Source organism: Nonomuraea sp. NPDC050202 (assembly GCF_040656115.1).
Classification (GTDB): domain Bacteria; phylum Actinomycetota; class Actinomycetes; order Streptosporangiales; family Streptosporangiaceae; genus Nonomuraea.
Genome location: NZ_JBFALF010000010.1, coordinates 127,442 through 143,451 on the forward strand (window position 1 = coordinate 127,442; position 16,010 = coordinate 143,451).

The 16,010-nt window shown below is 72.0% G+C and carries 15 protein-coding genes; 6 read left to right on the forward strand and 9 right to left on the reverse strand.

Features of this window, described 5'->3' with window-relative positions:
• Positions 1 to 120: 120 nt before the first annotated feature.
• Positions 121 to 1,758 (forward strand): serine/threonine-protein kinase, encoded by a 1,638-nt coding sequence (locus AB0I79_RS26760; protein ID WP_357877800.1) that lies wholly within the window; start codon positions 121 to 123, stop codon positions 1,756 to 1,758.
• A gap of 143 nt (positions 1,759 to 1,901) precedes the next feature.
• On the opposite strand, the gene AB0I79_RS26765 is transcribed toward AB0I79_RS26760, so the two are convergent.
• Complete coding sequence (locus AB0I79_RS26765) at positions 1,902 to 2,489, reverse strand: TetR/AcrR family transcriptional regulator (protein ID WP_357877803.1); 588 nt, start codon at positions 2,487 to 2,489, stop codon at positions 1,902 to 1,904.
• Positions 2,490 to 2,565: 76 nt separating this feature from the next.
• Here AB0I79_RS26765 and AB0I79_RS26770 point away from each other — a divergent pair, with 76 nt between their 5' ends.
• A complete protein-coding gene (locus AB0I79_RS26770) occupies positions 2,566 to 4,317 on the forward strand; it encodes an ABC-F family ATP-binding cassette domain-containing protein (RefSeq protein WP_357878265.1) in 1,752 nt (583 codons plus the stop codon).
• Between the two features lie 65 nt (positions 4,318 to 4,382).
• Positions 4,383 to 5,255 (forward strand): virginiamycin B lyase, encoded by an 873-nt coding sequence (locus tag AB0I79_RS26775; protein WP_357877806.1) that lies wholly within the window; start codon positions 4,383 to 4,385, stop codon positions 5,253 to 5,255.
• 164 nt (positions 5,256 to 5,419) lie between these two features.
• On the opposite strand, the gene AB0I79_RS26780 is transcribed toward AB0I79_RS26775, so the two are convergent.
• Positions 5,420 to 6,367, reverse strand: a complete 948-nt coding sequence (locus AB0I79_RS26780) for a quinone oxidoreductase (protein ID WP_357877809.1) — start codon at positions 6,365 to 6,367, stop codon at positions 5,420 to 5,422.
• Between the two features lie 209 nt (positions 6,368 to 6,576).
• On the opposite strand from AB0I79_RS26780, the gene AB0I79_RS26785 reads away from it, so the two are divergent.
• Complete coding sequence (locus AB0I79_RS26785; protein ID WP_357877812.1) at positions 6,577 to 7,197, forward strand: LysE family translocator; 621 nt, start codon at positions 6,577 to 6,579, stop codon at positions 7,195 to 7,197.
• A 128-nt stretch (positions 7,198 to 7,325) separates the two neighbouring features.
• On the opposite strand, the gene AB0I79_RS26790 is transcribed toward AB0I79_RS26785, so the two are convergent.
• The 4 genes from AB0I79_RS26790 to AB0I79_RS26805 all read right to left on the reverse strand — a co-directional run bounded on the left by AB0I79_RS26790 (position 7,326) and on the right by AB0I79_RS26805 (position 10,568).
• A complete protein-coding gene (locus tag AB0I79_RS26790; RefSeq protein ID WP_357877815.1) occupies positions 7,326 to 7,511 on the reverse strand; it encodes a hypothetical protein in 186 nt (61 codons plus the stop codon).
• A 246-nt stretch (positions 7,512 to 7,757) separates the two neighbouring features.
• Entirely contained in the window at positions 7,758 to 8,888 is a 1,131-nt protein-coding gene (locus AB0I79_RS26795) for a helix-turn-helix domain-containing protein (RefSeq protein WP_357877818.1), read from the reverse strand.
• Complete coding sequence (locus AB0I79_RS26800; protein ID WP_357877821.1) at positions 8,888 to 9,679, reverse strand: ABC transporter permease subunit; 792 nt, start codon at positions 9,677 to 9,679, stop codon at positions 8,888 to 8,890. Before AB0I79_RS26800 ends, AB0I79_RS26795 begins: the two co-directional genes overlap by 1 nt.
• Positions 9,657 to 10,568, reverse strand: coding sequence for an ABC transporter ATP-binding protein (locus AB0I79_RS26805; RefSeq protein ID WP_357877824.1), 912 nt, complete (start codon positions 10,566 to 10,568; stop codon positions 9,657 to 9,659). Before AB0I79_RS26805 ends, AB0I79_RS26800 begins: the two co-directional genes overlap by 23 nt.
• A 147-nt stretch (positions 10,569 to 10,715) precedes the next feature.
• Here AB0I79_RS26805 and AB0I79_RS26810 point away from each other — a divergent pair, with 147 nt between their 5' ends.
• Complete coding sequence (locus AB0I79_RS26810; RefSeq protein ID WP_357877827.1) at positions 10,716 to 10,997, forward strand: antitoxin; 282 nt, start codon at positions 10,716 to 10,718, stop codon at positions 10,995 to 10,997.
• 48 nt (positions 10,998 to 11,045) lie between these two features.
• On the opposite strand, the gene AB0I79_RS26815 is transcribed toward AB0I79_RS26810, so the two are convergent.
• Complete coding sequence (locus AB0I79_RS26815; protein WP_357877830.1) at positions 11,046 to 12,383, reverse strand: MFS transporter; 1,338 nt, start codon at positions 12,381 to 12,383, stop codon at positions 11,046 to 11,048.
• Positions 12,384 to 12,508: 125 nt separating this feature from the next.
• Here AB0I79_RS26815 and AB0I79_RS26820 point away from each other — a divergent pair, with 125 nt between their 5' ends.
• Complete coding sequence (locus AB0I79_RS26820; RefSeq protein ID WP_357877833.1) at positions 12,509 to 13,996, forward strand: cobyric acid synthase; 1,488 nt, start codon at positions 12,509 to 12,511, stop codon at positions 13,994 to 13,996.
• A gap of 73 nt (positions 13,997 to 14,069) precedes the next feature.
• Here the strand turns inward: AB0I79_RS26820 and AB0I79_RS26825 are convergent, their stop codons facing one another.
• Together AB0I79_RS26825 and AB0I79_RS26830 are read right to left on the reverse strand one after the other, a co-directional pair.
• Positions 14,070 to 14,885, reverse strand: a complete 816-nt coding sequence (locus tag AB0I79_RS26825) for an SAM-dependent methyltransferase (protein ID WP_357877836.1) — start codon at positions 14,883 to 14,885, stop codon at positions 14,070 to 14,072.
• 97 nt (positions 14,886 to 14,982) lie between these two features.
• Positions 14,983 to 15,993 carry a 1-acyl-sn-glycerol-3-phosphate acyltransferase gene (locus AB0I79_RS26830; protein ID WP_357877838.1) on the reverse strand — a complete coding sequence of 337 codons (1,011 nt, stop codon included), beginning with the start codon at positions 15,991 to 15,993 and terminating at the stop codon, positions 14,983 to 14,985.
• Positions 15,994 to 16,010 lie beyond the last annotated feature (17 nt).

The following is a 16,010-nucleotide window of genomic DNA, read 5'->3' on the forward strand; positions in this document are numbered from 1 at the left end:
TGATCGTGGAGGTCATCCGCTGGCCAGGATGGCGCCGCCGGCCGTTGCCCCCGGGCCCCGTACGCGTGTCTTGGCGCTGGATCTGCGGCGGGAAGCCCCGCATCGGTAAGCTAGCGCGCCGTGAGCGGTGAAACCTCCCACATCGGGCGCTACAGGCTGCTTGGCGTGCTCGGGCGGGGCGGGATGGGCACGGTGCATCTCGCCGAGGATGCCGCTGGGCAACGGGTCGCCGTCAAGGTGATCAACCCCGAGCTCAGCCAGCACGAGCAGTTCCGCATGCGCTTCCGCAGGGAGGCGGACGCGGCTCAGCGGGTGCGCAGGTTCTGCACGGCAGCCGTGATCGAGGCCGCGCTGGACGGCGACCAGCTCTACGTGGTCACCGAGTACGTGCCGGGCCCCAACCTCGAGGAGGCCGTACGCCGGTCGGGCCCCCTGCGCGGCTCCAGCCTCGACGCGCTGGCCGTGAGCGTGGCCACCGCGCTCACCGCCATCCACGCCGCCGGGGTCGTGCACCGCGACCTCAAGCCGTCGAACGTGCTGCTGTCGCCCGTCGGCCCCCGGGTGATCGACTTCGGCATCGCGCGGGCGCTCGACACGCTCGGCGGCGTCACCGGCACCGGCGAGATCGTCGGCACGCCCCGTTACATGGCCCCCGAGGTGCTGCGGGGCGATCCGGTCTCCCCCGCCTGCGACGTGTTCTCGTGGGGCTGCCTGGTGGCGTTCGCGGCCAGCGGGCGGGCGCCGTTCGGCGGCGACACCCTGCCCTCCATCGTCTACCAGGTGCTCAACAGCGAGCCGAACCTCGACGCCGTCGAGCCCGGCCTGCGCGAGCTTGTCGCGGCGGCGCTGCGCAAGGACCCGGCCACCCGGCCCACCGCGCAGCAGCTGCTCGACCACCTCGTCGGGCGGGCGGCGGCGCCGGAGCAGGCGGCGCACACCGTCCAGGTGGCCTGGCAGACGACTCCCTACACGTCCGGCTCGCCGGTCGCGGTCGCCGGGAAGCGGGCACACCGCGGGCGGCTGTACGGGGCGCTGGCGGCGGCCGCCGCGGTCCTGGTGGCCGGGGGCGTGGCCGCGTGGGCCCTGCTCGTGCCCGGCGGGCCGCCCGACGACATGGGCGTGCTCTTCCGGGAGGACTTCACGCAGACCTCCGGCGGCTGGAGCGGCGTGTACGACCCGGAGGACACCACCAGCCAGGGATACCGCGCGGACGGCACGTACGGGCTGGACGCGGAGTGGGACGGCGGCCGCGACGAACGCTGGGCCAAGGCGCCCGTCCCCTTCCTGGTCAGCACGCCCACGGGCACGCCCGACCCGTCGGCCAGCCCCACACCGATGTTGCCCTCGTCCGTCGTCATCGCCGTCACCGCCGACGTCACGAAATCCGTCGGGTCCGGCGAGTATGGCATCTACTGCCACAACTCCGACCAGGACGACACCTACTACGAGTTCGGGCTGGACACGAAGGGCAGTGCCAGGATCCGGCGCATCGTGGACGGGGCGGGCGGGACGATGGCCCAGCCCGTACAGGTGACCGACCTTGGCCGCAAGGCGCGGCTGGTGGCGGCGTGCGAGCAGGCGGGCTCGACCGTGCGGCTGCGGATGTGGGTGAACGACGAGCTGGTGCAGGACGTCGAGGATCCGAACGGGATCGGGAACGGGACGCTCGGGCTGTTCGCCCGCACGCCGCAGGACGGGCAGTCGTTGCTGAGGGCCACGTTCGACGACTTCGAGCTACGGGGGCGCAAGGAGCCCTGACCGAGGAGCTCCGAGGGGCCCTTGGGAGCTCTGACGAGCCTTGAGGAGCCCTGAGGGGACCTTGAGGAGCCCTGATGCCCGTTCGCCCGGGCGCGAGGACTCGGGCGGCGACGCTGGGAGCACACCGGCACGGGTCGCGGCGCTCAGAGGACGCCTGCGCGGGCGGCGGCCAGGGCGGCGTCGGCGGCGCGGTCGGCGTCGCGCTCGGTCACCGGCTCGTGCGCGACGAACAGCCGGTAGTAGACGGGCGCGACCGCCACCCTGATCACCTCGTTGGGATCCACGACGTCGGGCAGCTCGCCGCGCGCGATCCCCCGCCGCACCACCTCGGCCGACTGCTCGTGCCTGGCCGCGAAGAACTCGTGCAGCGCCCGCGCGGCAGCGGCATCCTGTACGGCCGCCGCCACGAACGCCGTCGACACCGGCCCCAGCTCCGGATCGGCGAACCCGCTGCGGACGAGCTGCACGACCCCTCGCAGATCCCCCTCGACGGAGCCGGTGTCGGGGATGGGCCACGGCTCGTCCCTGGCCAGCTCCAGCGCGTCGGAGATCAGCCCCTCGACCCCGCCCCAGCGCCGGTAGACGGTCGTCTTGTGCACGCCTGACCGCTCGGCGACGCTCTCCACCGTCAACCCCTGGTAACCGCGCTCGGCCAGCTCGGCGAGCGTGGCCTGCCGCACGGCGTCACGGACCCGCGCGCTCCGCCCTCCAGGGCGCTTGCTCGTCTCCAAAAACTACTCCAGTTGCATTAACTTCTCCCACGTGGCACACTAACGCTACCTCAGTTGCGATTGGAGTTCCATCCTGATCAGTCTCCGCGAAGTCTCCAAGTCCTACGGCGATCGCGCCGTCCTCACCGGCGTCTCCCTGTCCGTGGGGCCGGGCGAGCGCGTCGGCATCGTCGGCGAGAACGGCTCGGGCAAGTCCACGCTGATGCGCCTGATGGCCGGCGTCGAGCGGCCCGACGACGGCGAGGTGCGGGTGGCCGGCGACTTCGGCTACCTCGGCCAGACGCTCGGGCTGCCGCCCACCCACACCGTTCAGCAGGCCGTCGACGCCGCGCTGGCCGGCCTGCGGGCCATGGAGCGCAGGATGCGGGAGCTGGAGTCCGCGCTGACCGAGGAGGTCATGGACGAGTACGGCGAGCTGCTCACGGCGTACGAGCTGCGCGGCGGCTACGAGGCGGACGCCCGCGTGGACCGGGCCTTCCACGGCCTCGGGCTGGCCCGCGTGGGCCGCGAGCGGCGGCTGTCCAGCCTGTCGGGCGGCGAGCAGGCGCGGCTCGGCCTGGCCTGCGTGCTGGCCGCCGCGCCGCGCGTGCTGCTGCTCGACGAGCCGACCAACCACCTCGACGAGTCGGCGCTGACCTGGCTGGAGGCCCGGCTGCGCGAGCACAGGGGCGCGGTTGCCGTGGTCTCGCACGACCGCGTCTTCCTCGATCGGGTCGTCACGGCGATCGTCGAGGTCGAGCACGGCACCGCCACCCGCTTCGGAGGCGGGTACACCGGTTTCCTCGCGGCCAAGGCGGCGGCCAGGGCCCGCTGGGAGCAGGCCTACGCGGCGTGGTGCGAGGAGGTGCGGCAGGTCCGCGAATACGCGTCCACCACCGCACACCGGGTGGCCGCCGGCCGGCTGATGCGCGACAACAACAAGATGGCCTACGACCGCAACGCCGGGCGGGTGCAGAGCTCGGTGGCTAGCCGGGTGCGCAACGCGCACGAGCGGCTGCGCCGCCTGGAGGCCGACCCGGTGCCCCGCCCACCGGCCCCGCTCCGCTTCCGCGGCACCTTCGACACGGGCTCGGCCCCTGGAGGGCCGCACGAGGCCGAGCAGGCGAGCGGGCACGGCCTCCCCGGCGACGCGGCGAAGCAGGCCGGCCAAGGCACGGCCACCCACGATCCCGCCGAAGGCACGACCATCCACGATCCCGCCGAAGGCACGGCCACCCACGATTTCGCCGATGGCACGACCAGGCGTGACCCCGGCGCAGCCTCGTCCGGCGACGCAGGCGGGGGCGCGGCGGCTCGCGTGCTCGTGGAGCTACGCGACCTGCGGATCGGCGATCGGCTGCGGATCGAGTCGCTGACGATCAGGGAGGGCGAGCGGCTCCTGGTCCGGGGCGCCAACGGGGCAGGCAAGTCCACGCTGCTCCAGGCCCTGGCCGACCGGGCCGGCTGCAGGGTCGGTCATCTGGCACAGGAGGTGACGTTCGATCCCGAGCAGAGCGTGCTGGAGGCGTACGGGGAGGGTCATGCCGACGAGCGCCGCGCGGCGCTGCTGAAGACCGGCCTCTTCAGGGCGCACACCCTCGACCAGAAGACAGGCGCGTTGTCGGTCGGGCAGCGGCGCAGGCTGGCGCTGGCCCGGCTGCTGGCACGAGAGCACGACCTGCTGCTGCTCGACGAGCCGACCAACCACCTGTCGCCGGTCCTGGCCGAGGAGCTGGAGCGGGCGCTTGACGCGTACCGGGGCGCGCTCGTCCTGGTCTCGCACGACCGCGCGCTCGTCCGGCGCTTCCGCGGGACCGAGATCGAGCTGACCGGAGGGCGCGTACGTTGACCAAGACCCCGGCCGCCGCCGACCGGCATCCATCGACACCGACCACCACCATCGGGGGGACATCCATGTTGACCATGATCGAAGCGGGTGCGCCGTACGGCATCGCGACCGCGGCCGACGGAGCCATCTGGTTCACGCTCGTCCACCAAGGCTGCGTCGGCAGGCTGGTGCCCGGCGAGGAGCCCGTGATCCACCGGCTCGACCCGGCCGACGGGCTGCCGACGGTGATCACACCTGGGCCCGACGGGGCGATGTGGTTCACCGAGTACAAGGGCGGGCGCATCGGCCGCATCACCACCGAGGGCCGGCTCACGGTCCACGAGACGACCACGCCGTACGGGATCACCGCCGGGCCGGACGGCGCGATGTGGTTCACCCAGCTCGAAGCCACGAAGATCGGGCGGATCGGGGCCGACGGTGCGTTGACCGAGTTCGAGGTGCCGGTGGAGGGCGGCATGCCGTCGTTCATCACGGCGGGGCCCGACGACGCCCTCTGGTTCACCCTCAACCAGGGCAACGCGATCGGGCGCATCTCGCTCGCGGGCGAGATCACCGTGCATCCGCTGCCCACCGAGGGGGCCGCGCCGGTAGGGATCACGCTCGGGCCCGACGACGCCCTCTGGTTCGTCGAGATCGGGGCGGGGCAGGTCGGGCGCATCGACACCGCCGGCAAGATCACCGAGCATCCGCTCCCTGACCGGGCCGCGCGGCCGCACGCGATCGTCACCGGAGCCGACGGCGCCCTCTGGTTCACGGAGTGGGCGGCCAACCGCGTCGGGCGCATCACCGTGGACGGCGTCATCGAAGAGCACCCGGTGCCCAGCGTGCCCGGAAAGGGTGAGGATGAGGGGAAAGCCGAACCTCACGGGCTGACGGTCGGGCCGGACGGGGCGGTCTGGGTCGCGCTGGAGGCAGGCGCACTGGCCCGCCTCGGCTGACGACTGATGGGCTGCACGCGCCGCCGTGGGCCGGTCCGGATGCGAATCGAACACCCCGGCCCGGCCCAACCCCGTCAGCCCTACGGCCCCACGGCCCTGCAGCCCCAGGGCCCGACTGACGCCCCCGGCTCTACGGTTTCGGCGCCTTCTGCCCTGGGTGGCTCTCAGGGGATCAGGAGCAGCTTCCCGGTGGTGCGGCGGGCGGCCAGATCCTCGTGCGCCTGCCGCGCCTCGGCCAGCGGATACCGGTGCGAGATGTTGATCGCGAGCTGCCCCTCGGTGATCCACCCGAACAGGTCGGAGGCACGCCGCAGCAACTCCTCCCGCTCGGCGATGTAGTGAACGAGCGTGGGCCTGGTGAGGAAGAGCGAGCCCTGCTTGTTGAGCGTCTGAGGGTCGAACGGCGGGACGGGCCCGCTGGCGGCCCCGTACAGGGCCATGAGGCCACGCGGACGCAGCGCCTCCAGCCCGCCGTCGAACGTGGACTTGCCGACACCGTCGTACACCACGTCGATCGTGCCGCGCAGCGCCTCGGCGAAGTCGTCGTAGCGCAGCACCTCGTCCGCGCCCGCCTCCCTGGCCAGCTTCTCCTTCTCGCTGGTGGAGACCGTGGTGTACACCCTGGCGCCCTTGAGCTTGGCGAGCTGGATCAGCAACTGCCCCATGCCGCCCGCCCCGGCATGGACGAGAACCTGGTCGCCCTCCTTGACCTCATGCGTGGAGTGGGTCAGGTAGTGGGCGGTCATCCCCTGCAACATCGTCGCAGCCGCCACCTCGGCCGACACCCCGTCCGGCACCGGCACCAACCGGTGCGCCGGCACCACGGCCTTGTCGGCGTAGCTGCCGAGCACGTTCGCCCACGCGACGGTGTCGCCCACGGCCACGTCCCGCACCCCCGCCCCGACGGCCGACACCGTGCCCGCCCCCTCGGAGCCGATGGGGGTGGGCAGGGGGAGGGGGTACGCACCTGAGCGGTGGTAGATGTCGATGAAGTTCACGCCACTGGCGGCGACGTCGACCACGACCTCCCCGTCACCGGGGACAGGGTCGGGCCGCTCGACGTATTCGAGAACCTCTGGGCCGCCTGGGGCGGAGACGATGATGGCATGCATGGTCCTAGTCAACCCCTCCCCTCAGGACCAACGCCACCCGGGCCCGGACCCGCCCCACACCCCGCCACCGCCTCGCTCGACGTCTCCCAGGCTTCGGCTGACATGCACTGCCCCAGCCGACTCCCGGTCATGACGCAGAAGTCCCGAAAGGCCTGAGGCGTCGTGAAATTCAACGAGATCTGGTGATTGCCTGTTGTAGCCTCACGTGCGTGGACATCGCAGGATCCATCTGGTCGTTCGCTGCCGTGGTCGCTCTGCTCACGCTGACGCCCGGCCTCGACACGGCCCTGGTCCTGCGTACGTCCCTGCTGGCTGGGCGGCGGCCCGCCTGGGGTGTGACGCTGGGCATCCAGCTCGGCACGCTCTGCTGGGGCGTGCTCACCGCCGCCGGGCTGTCGGCGCTGCTGGCCGCCTCTCAGATGGCCTACGACGTGCTGCGCTGGGCCGGAGCGGCGTACCTGGTGTGGATGGGGCTGCGCATGCTGCTGAGCAGGCATGGGGAACTGCCTGAGGCCCAGCAGCAGGAGGAGATGCGCTTCGGCAAGGGGTTGCGGCGCGGGCTGCTGACGAACCTGCTGAATCCCAAGGTGGGCGCGTTCTATGTGGCCATGTTGCCGCAGTTCATCCCCGCGGAGGCGCCGCACGCGCTGATGGGGCTGGCGCTGGCCGGGGTGCACGTGGCCGAGGGGCTGGTGTGGAGTGCGCTGCTGATCGGGCTCGCGTCGTGGATGGGCGGGATCCTGCGCTCGGCTGCCGTCCGGCGGTTCCTCGACCGGCTGACCGGCGTGGTGATCGTGGGGTTCGGGGTACGGCTCGCCGTGAGCGACTGAGTCGTACGTCAGCGGCCGACCACCACCCCAGGAGGGCGCATCGCCCTTTGATGATCTTTCATGCGGCGAGGCCAGTACGTTGCCGCACCACAAGCCGCTTCTTGTTCGGACAGGCGCGGGCGTGCCGCTCACGATTCACCGTCGTCCTTCTTCCACATGCTGAGGGCGAAGCCGAGGACCCCGCCCAGGGCGACACCCAGCGAGAGCCCGATGGCGAGGTCGTGCACGGCGATCCCCAGGACGGCGCCGAAGAGCAGGCCGAGACCGATCCCGAAGCTGAACCCGGCGCCCGGGGGCATCTTCTTGTTCGTCATCGCATCTCTTCCGGGGACGTGGGCGGAATGGCTGACGATCCGGCGACCCACCAGGGCGCATGCGCGCCATGTTCCTCGCCCGACGAAGGTCCTGGCACAAGCCCGGAGGTGAGAATGCCGCATCGCCGCCGACGCCGGCCCTCCCCAGCGCCGCCGCCCCCGCTGACCTCCACCCCGGCCACAGCCACCTTCTGAGGGACCGAGCCGAACGTCAGCGGCCGGCCTCCGCCCGAGCGACTGCGCATGTCACGGGAGGTCAGCCGTGGGCGGCCAGCCCAGCAGGCGGGCGCCGAGGACGGCCGTTTCCAGGGTGAAACGCTGGGTCGGGTCGTCGGGTGAGAAGCCGGTCAGGCGGCGGATGCGTTCCAGCCGGTACGTCACCGCCCGCGGGCTCACCCCCAGCCGCCGTGCCGCGGCCGTCTGGTTGCCGTGGGAGGCGAAGATGGCCTCCAGCGTCTCCAGCAGCGGCTCGTGCCCGCCCCGCGCCTCCAGCAACGGGCTGAGCACGCTGTGCACCAGGTCCTCGATGGCGCTCCTGTCGCGCAGCAGCACGGGAAAGACCAGCAGGTCGGCGGCCTTGACCACGTCGATCTTGAGGCGGAGCCCGTCGGCCAGCTCCAGGGCCTGCGCCGCCTCCCGGTAGGAGGCCACCACTCCCCCGGGTCCCCGGTGCGCGCGGCCGACGCCGACGCGCCAGCCAGGCGGGAAGCGGGCGCGTACGTGGTGGGTGAACTCCCCCACGGCGGCGGGCAAGGTGGCCGGGGCCACGCACACCAGCAGCCCGTCGCGTACGGCGACGAGCACGTTGTGGGAGCCGAACCGGGTGATCAGGTCGCGCTCGATGCGGTCCCGATCGCGCTCGATGCGACCGCCAGGGTCACGCCCCACCTGACCGGCCTCACGCCCTACCTGGCCAGGGTCACGAGCCTCCCGGTCAAGGCCACGGTCGGCCCGGGCCTGGCGATCGTCGCGCAGGCCGCGGGCCACCGTCACCACGTACGACTCGGCCAGCCGCAGCCCGAAGTGCTCGGCCCGTTCCGCCAGCCGCTCGGCCCGCCCCTGGAGCAGGTCGTCCACGAACTCCCTGCGCGCGCTCTCCTCGCTCCGGATGGCCGCGAGCTGCGCCGCCTCGTACCCCTCCATCAGCGCGGAGACCGCCTTGCGCAGCACCGGCAGCACCCCTGGCAGGTCCTCGCCGGCGGCGAGCGCGGCGTCGACCAGGGCCCGCAGCGACAGCCCCCGCTCGGCGGCCCTGGCGCCGTCGGCGCGGTAGGCGTCCAGCGCCTCCCTGTCCGGTAACCGGCCCGTCGCCGCGTGGCCGGCCAGCCGCTGCCAGTGCCCCTTGAGCAGGTCGGCGGGCAGCTCGGGGATCGCCATCAGACTCCTACGTCACGCCTGTCGAAGGCGAGCACCGCGGTGAGCGCGAGTACGGCCGTCGCCCCCGCGAGGACAAGGTAGTCCCCGACCGGCAGCCCGTCGTACAGGGGCCTGCCCTCGGCGTAGTAGTGGAACGGCGAGACCCACTTCAGCCAGGCGATGGCGTCCACGGACCGGCCCACGGTGACCACGGTGTAGCCGGCCGCCGCCCACACGCCCACGACGGCGGAGGCGACGAGCCTGCGCCCGGTGGCGGCGCCGGCGGCCAGCGCCACGGTGCCGGAGAACAGCCCGAGCAGGAGCACCCCGGTGTGCCCGGCCAGGATCCGGTCGAACGGCACCCCGGTCTTCATGAGCGCGCTCATCCCCACGGCCACGACGAGCGTCACGACGGCCACCAGGAGCAGGCCCAGGGCCAGCGCGGCGAACTTGCCGAGCACGAGCCGCCGCCGGTCCACCGGCAGCGTGACGACCAGCTCCAGCGTGCCGGTCTCCTCGGGCCCGGCCAGCGCCCGGTTGGCCAGCAGCGTCGCGCAGGCGATGAACAGCATGGGGACGAAGAGCTGGTAGACGACCGTCTGGAGGTAGCCGGCGCCGGACACCATGTCCGTCATGCCGCCCATGAGGTCGCGCAGCGGGCCGGGGAACTTGGCGACCGCCGCGGGCCCGTACGTCTCCGGGCTCTCCCGGATGCTGCCGTAGACGGTCAGGTAGAGGGCGATGAAGGCGCTGATGCCGATGGTCCACCAGATCAGCATCCGCCGGTAGTCACGCAAGCTTCTGGCGATCATCGTGCTCCTCCTCGCCGCTGTAGTAGGTCAGGAAGATCTCCTCCAGGTCGGGCTCGGCGCTGACCAGGTGGACGACCGTGAACTTCGCCGCCGCCTTGATCAGCGCGTCGGGGCGGCCGTCGATCGTGCAGCGCACGCCGGCCCCTTCGACGCGCAGGTCACGTACGCCGGGCAGGTTCTCGAAGGCGGCGGCCGGCACGGGCGACTCGAAGTGCAGCTCGACCCTGCGCACCGCCTTCTCGCGCAGCGCGGCGATGTTCTCGACGGCGACCAGCCGCCCCGAGCGCACGATGCCGACCCGGTCGGAGACGCTCTCCACCTCGGCCAGCACGTGCGAGGACATCAGGACGGTACGGCCGGACGTGCGCACCTCGCGCACCAGCGCCAGGAACTCCTGCTGCACCAGCGGGTCCAGCCCCATGGTCGGCTCGTCGAGTATCACGAACTCCGGCTCGTGCATGAACGCCTGGATCAGCCCGATCTTCTGCTTGTTGCCCTTGGAGAGCTTGCGCATCGGCACCGTCAGGTCGGCGTCGAACCGCTCGGCCAGCGCCTCGATCCGGGAGGCCGGCACCCCGCCGCGCACCCGGCCCAGGAAGCGCAGGTAGTCGATGGCCCGGTCGCGGCCCTCCAGCACCAGCTCGCCCGGCAGGTAGCCGATCCTGGCGCGGGTGGCGGGGTCGCGCGGGGCGCCCCCGAGCACGCGTACGGCACCGCGGGTGGGCCTGATCACGTCGAGCAGGAGGCGCAGGGTGGTGGTCTTGCCCGCGCCGTTGGGCCCCAGGTAGCCGAAGATCTCGCCCGGCTGGATCTCGAGTGTGAGGTCCTCCAGGCCCCGGCGCCTGCCGTAGTACTTGGTCAGCCCTTCGGCCTGCACTACTGCTGTCATGCCCGCATCGTCCCGCTTGCCGGGCCTGGCGTCATTGAGCGAGTACGGCAGCTTGCGCCCGGGTTCGCTTCCGGAGCCCGGCAAACATCAATCAAGGCCCCGAGGGTAGGGGCAAGGGTCGAAGTCTGAAGGAACGGGGAATTGGCCATGAGCCGCATAGGAGACTGGCTGAAGAAGGCGGAGAACCTTGCCAGAGGGCACTCCAAGCAGGCCGACCAGGTGCTTGACCGCGCCGAGCGGTATGTGAAGGAGCGCACCGGCCACAAGTACGACGACCAGATCAGCAAGGGTGCGGACGCTGTGCAGCGCCGTTACGGCGGGGGCACGAACGGCACCACGGGTGAGCAGCGGCCGCCGTACCCGCCCCAGGAGCCGACCCAGCCGTACTCCCAGGAGGAGCGCGAACGGCGTACGCCGCCGCAGGGCTGAGAGACCGAGGGGGCGTGGCCGCCGCCACGCCCCCTTGACACCCGCGGGTCAGCGGCCGGCGGCCTCCATCACCTTGCGCGCGTCCCGCTCGAACGAGGCCCTGGCCCCCAGCGTGAGCAGGCCGCCGACGGCCATGGGGAGCACCAGCACGTACATGCCGGTCAGCAGCGAGCCGGACTGGTCCGACACGATGCCGACGACCAGCGAGCCGAACGCGCTGCCGGCCGTGAGCAGCAGTTGCAGTACCGCGAACCCGAGGCCGCGCGAGGCGGCGGACACGACGTCGGCCAGGCAGGCCGTCATGTTGGGGATCGCGATCGACATCAGCGAGCACGCGACGAGCACCAGGATCGTCAGCGCGCCGAGGGAGTCCATGGACAGTGCCGCGGCCAGCACCAGCGAGCCGGCCGTGATGCCGCTGCCGCCCGCCAGCAGCCTGCCGCCCTTGCGGGTGCCGTGCCACTTCCTGCCCAGCCACGAGCCGACCAGGGTGCCGATCAGCGTGCCGGCGATGGTGATCAGGCCGCTGATCGAGCCCGCCGTGCCGACGCTCGCGCCGAAGCCGCGCACCATGAGCGTGGGCAGCCAGAAGAAGATGCCGGCCAGGCCGAGGCTGAGCAGTGCCAGGCCGGCGCAGACGAAGAGCAGGGTCGGGATGGCCAGCACCTGACGGAGCTGCGCCCAGAACGGCGGCTTGTCCTGCGGCTTCACCTGGGTCTCCGACGTCTCCGGCGGCTCCGCCGGCGTCTCTCCGGTGGCGACGAGCCGGTCGAGCTCGCCGCGGCGCGGCTCGCGCAGGAACCACACGAGCAGCGCCGTGAGCACGCCGGGCACGACCATGATGAGGAACGCCGTGCGCCAGGAGAACGCGTCGGCCAGCACCCCGCCGAGCAGGGTGCCGACGCCGCCCAGGTAGGTGGTCACCCGCGTCAGCCCGTACGCCTTGGCCCGGCTGACCGGCGGGTAGTAGTCGGCGAGGAGGCTGCCGGCGGCCGGGTTGTCGATGTTCTCGGCGGCGGCCAGGAACACGCGCATCAGGTAGAACATCGCGAAGCCGGTCGCCATGCCGGAGCCCAGCGTGGCGATGGCCCAGCAGAAGACGACGATCGCGATGATGCGGGTGCGGCTGAAGCGGTCCGCCAGGTATCCGGCGGGCAGCGACACCACGACCGCGGCCAGGGCGGCCGCCGTGGGGATGGACCCCGCGGCGGTGTCGCTGAAGCCCCATTCCTTCTGTATGAGCGGGAGCACGCCCGACAGGAGGTTGTGCTCGATCCGGTCCACTAGTCCGACGATGAAGAGCACCACGAGGGGTGCCCAGCCGAATGGCGCGCGGGACTGCGCGTCGATGGTGCCTGTACGCGGCGAACCGAACGTCCCGACCATGCCCACCCTTTCCGTAGGGAAATCTAGAATTCCGTTCTAGGGCAATGTTCTAGCCAGAGTGGCAGAAGTCACAGCGTTCGTAAATGGGGAATTACCGTGAATTTGCCTCCGTGTACCGTGATCCCATGGTCAAGGGGGCTGTGCTGGTCGCGGGCACCACATCGGACGCGGGCAAGAGCGTCGTCACGGCGGGCATCTGCCGCTGGCTGGCCCGCCAGGGCGTCCGCGTGGCGCCCTACAAGGCGCAGAACATGTCGCTGAACTCGTACGTCACCGCCGACGGCGCCGAGATCGGCCGGGCGCAGGCCATGCAGGCGCAGGCGTGCGGCCTCGAGCCCGTGGCCGACATGAACCCGATCCTCCTCAAGCCGGGCAGCGACCGCCGCAGCCAGGTCGTGCTGATGGGCACCCCGGTGGCGGACGTGGACGCCATGGAGTACGGCGCGCTGAAGGACCTGCTGCGCACCACTTCCCTGGAGGCGCTCGGCCGGCTGCGCGAGCAGTACGACGTGGTGGTCTGCGAGGGGGCGGGCAGCCCGGCCGAGATCAACCTGCGCCGCGGCGACATCGCCAACATGGGCCTGGCCAGGGCCGCGAACCTGCCGGTGATCGTGGTCGGCGACATCGACAGAGGCGGGGTCTTCGCCGCCTTCTACGGCACGGTGGGCCTGCTGGACGCCGCCGACCAGTCGCACGTCGCCGGCTTCGTGGTGAACAAGTTCCGGGGCGCGAAGGAGCTGCTGGAGCCGGGGCTCGACATGATCAGGGAGCTGACCGGGCGTCCGGTGTACGGGGTGCTGCCCTGGCTCGACGGGCTCTGGCTGGACGTGGAGGACTCACTGGCCCTCGACAACCGCCAGGTCGCCGTGCGCGGCCCGTACGGCAGGCAGACCCTCAGGGTGGCGGTCGTGCGGCTGCCCAGGATCTCCAACTTCACCGACGTGGACGCGCTGGCCGCCGAGCCGGGCGTGGTGGTGCGCTTCGCCACCGATCCGGTCGAGCTGGACGATGCCGACCTGGTCGTGCTGCCCGGCTCCCGCGCCACGGTCCGCGACCTGGCCTGGCTGCGGGAGACCGGCCTGGCGGCGGCCGTCCGCGCCAGGAAGGGGCCCGTGCTCGGGATCTGCGGCGGGTTCCAGATGCTCGCCGACGAGATCGTGGACGGGGTCGAGTCGGGGACGGGACGCGTCGAAGGGCTGGGGATCCTGCCGGTACGGGTGACGTTCGGGCGGGAGAAGCGGCTGGCCAGGCCCGAGGGGACGGCCTACGGGCAGCCGGTGCGGGCCTACGAGATCCACCACGGGGTGGCCACGGTCGAAGGGGGCGAGCCGTTCCTCGACGGCTGCCGGGTCGGCGACGTCTGGGGCACCACGTGGCACGGCGTCCTGGAGAACGACGGCTTCCGCCGCGCCTTCCTCGCCGACGTGGCGGCGCGGGCCGGGCGCGACTTCGTCCCGGACCCCGCCACCGACTTCGCCGGGCTGCGCGAGCAGCGGCTCGACGCGCTCGGCGACCTGGTCGAGCGGCACCTGGACACGGACGCGCTGCTCCGCCTCATCGAGCAGGGCCCGCCCGCGAACCTGCCCACGCTGCCGCCCGGCACGGTGCGGTGAACACCCGCGGCCGACCTCGCCGCCCGGCACGATGCGGGGAACGCCCGCGGCGCACGGCGATCCCGGGTGGGGGCTACGGCTTGCGGCCGACGGCGCCGTACTGGAACACCTCGCGATCGGTGAAGCTGGTGCCGGGCTCGGGCCGCCACTTCGGCAGCGACACCAGACCGGGCTCCACGAGCTCCATGCCGTCGAAGAAGGCGAGCAGCTCCTCCTCCGTACGGAGGGTGAGCGGGGTCGCGCCGGAGGCGTTCCAGCGGGCGGCGGCCTCGTCCATCGGCGGGCACTTCAGGCTGTGGGCGACCGCCAGGTAGCTGCCCGGAGGCAGCGCCTTGAGCAGCGTGCCCACCGAGGCGTGCGCCTGTTCGGCGTCGGGGACGAACTCCAGCACGCCCATCAGCATCAACGCGACCGGGCGGGAGAAGTCGAGCGTCCGCTCGGCCTGGTGCAGGATGTCCTCCGGCTCGCGCAGGTCGGCGTCGATGTAGTCGGTCTCCCCCTCCTCGGTGCCGACCAGCAGGGCGCGGGCGTGGACCAGCACGATCGGGTCGTTGTCGACGTACACGATGCGGGCCGCGGGGTTGACCGCCTGCGCCACCCCGTGGGTGTTGCTCTCCGTCGGGATGCCCGTGCCCACGTCGAGGAACTGGGCGATGCCGCACTCGCCGGCCAGGTGGCGTACGGCGCGGCCGATGAACTCCCGCTCGGCGCGGGCGTTGACCGGCAGGTCCGGCATGATCTTCACGATCTCGTCGCCGACCTCGCGGTCGGGCGCGTAGTTGTCCTTGCCGCCCAGCCAGTAGTCCCACACGCGAGCCGGGTGCGGGACGGAGGTGTCGATGCGGGCCAGCTCCGCCGCCCTGTCGATCCTCTGGGGCCCCTCGTCCATCAATGCCTCCCCGTCGGCATCCATGTTCCTGGTGTCAGAGATCAACATAGACGCCGGAGGCCGGGCATGTGGGGCGAATCCCCACCAAGACTCGGGTTCAGCCGGGCCTGGCGGCCATGCGCTGGGCCGTGATCCACTCGTCGATCCGCTCCCAGTGGTCGTACAGCCAGAGGATGCGATCCTCGCGGCCGCGCGGGATGGCGGTGGCGGGCACCCGCCACCACTTCGCGGTGATGTGCGCGCGGATGGGCAGGTAGCGCCAGATGTCGTGGAGCGTGACCAGGTCGTCCAGGCCGGTGTGCGCGACGAAGACGACGTCCGCCGACGGGCACGCCTCGATGGCCGCGATGGCGCCGTTCGGGCGGGGCGGGAGCAGGTGGTCCATGCCGCGCGCCCGCCCCGCCTCGGCGAGCAACCCCTTCTCCTCCAGGCGCGTGATCGCCTTCTGGCGGCGGCGCGGGGTGAAGTTCCCGCCCTCGGGGAAGATCACCAGGGCGTCCTGGCCGCTCATCGTGGCGGCCAGGCGGCGGATCTCCTCGATCACCAGGGTGCGCCCGGACTTGCGGGGGACGAACGCGTTCGGCAGCCGGTTGATGATCACGTCGAGCGAGGGGTCGTACTGGAGCGCGGCCTTCATGACGATGCGCGGCCGGCGCTCGTAACGCTCCAGGAGATGATGGATCAGCAGGAAGGAGTCGCCGGGTCCCGCGTGCCGGGACAGCACGATGATCGGCTTGGCCGTCCGGCCCGCCGGCTCCTCGTCCGCGGGTTCCGGCTCCTCGATGTCCACGCGGAGCTGGAAGATGTGCACCGCGGTCGTGTACACCTTCTCCAGGAACCACTTGATCAGCGCGTAGTGGTGCTCCTGCCGCCGGGCCCCGCCCGCCACCCACAACCACGCGCAGGCGACCAGCACGGCCGACTCCAGCGTCAGCCACACCGTCGCGAACCAGACGAACCGCGCGCTCCTGCGCTGCGGCGGCGGCAGGCGGAGCGCGGCGGCGGCCGCGACGACCAGCCAGAACGGCAGCGTCACCACCATGAACACGGTCAGCACGATGACCAGGGGCGCCAGCACGAGCCTGCGCAGGATCCGAGGTGGGAGCACCCGGGCCTCCTTCAGGG

Coding starts and splice junctions, on each gene's coding strand:
- AB0I79_RS26800 (WP_357877821.1), bottom strand. CDS start 9,679: ATGATCGCCAGAAGCTTGCGTGACTACCGGCGGATGCTGATCTGGTGG.
- AB0I79_RS26795 (WP_357877818.1), bottom strand. CDS start 8,888: ATGGCGATCCCCGAGCTGCCCGCCGACCTGCTCAAGGGGCACTGGCAG.
- AB0I79_RS26780 (WP_357877809.1), bottom strand. CDS start 6,367: ATGCATGCCATCATCGTCTCCGCCCCAGGCGGCCCAGAGGTTCTCGAA.
- AB0I79_RS26825 (WP_357877836.1), bottom strand. CDS start 14,885: ATGGACGAGGGGCCCCAGAGGATCGACAGGGCGGCGGAGCTGGCCCGC.
- AB0I79_RS26805 (WP_357877824.1), bottom strand. CDS start 10,568: ATGACAGCAGTAGTGCAGGCCGAAGGGCTGACCAAGTACTACGGCAGG.
- AB0I79_RS26815 (WP_357877830.1), bottom strand. CDS start 12,383: ATGGTCGGGACGTTCGGTTCGCCGCGTACAGGCACCATCGACGCGCAG.
- AB0I79_RS26790 (WP_357877815.1), bottom strand. CDS start 7,511: ATGACGAACAAGAAGATGCCCCCGGGCGCCGGGTTCAGCTTCGGGATC.
- AB0I79_RS26775 (WP_357877806.1), top strand. CDS start 4,383: ATGTTGACCATGATCGAAGCGGGTGCGCCGTACGGCATCGCGACCGCG.
- AB0I79_RS26810 (WP_357877827.1), top strand. CDS start 10,716: ATGAGCCGCATAGGAGACTGGCTGAAGAAGGCGGAGAACCTTGCCAGA.
- AB0I79_RS26820 (WP_357877833.1), top strand. CDS start 12,509: ATGGTCAAGGGGGCTGTGCTGGTCGCGGGCACCACATCGGACGCGGGC.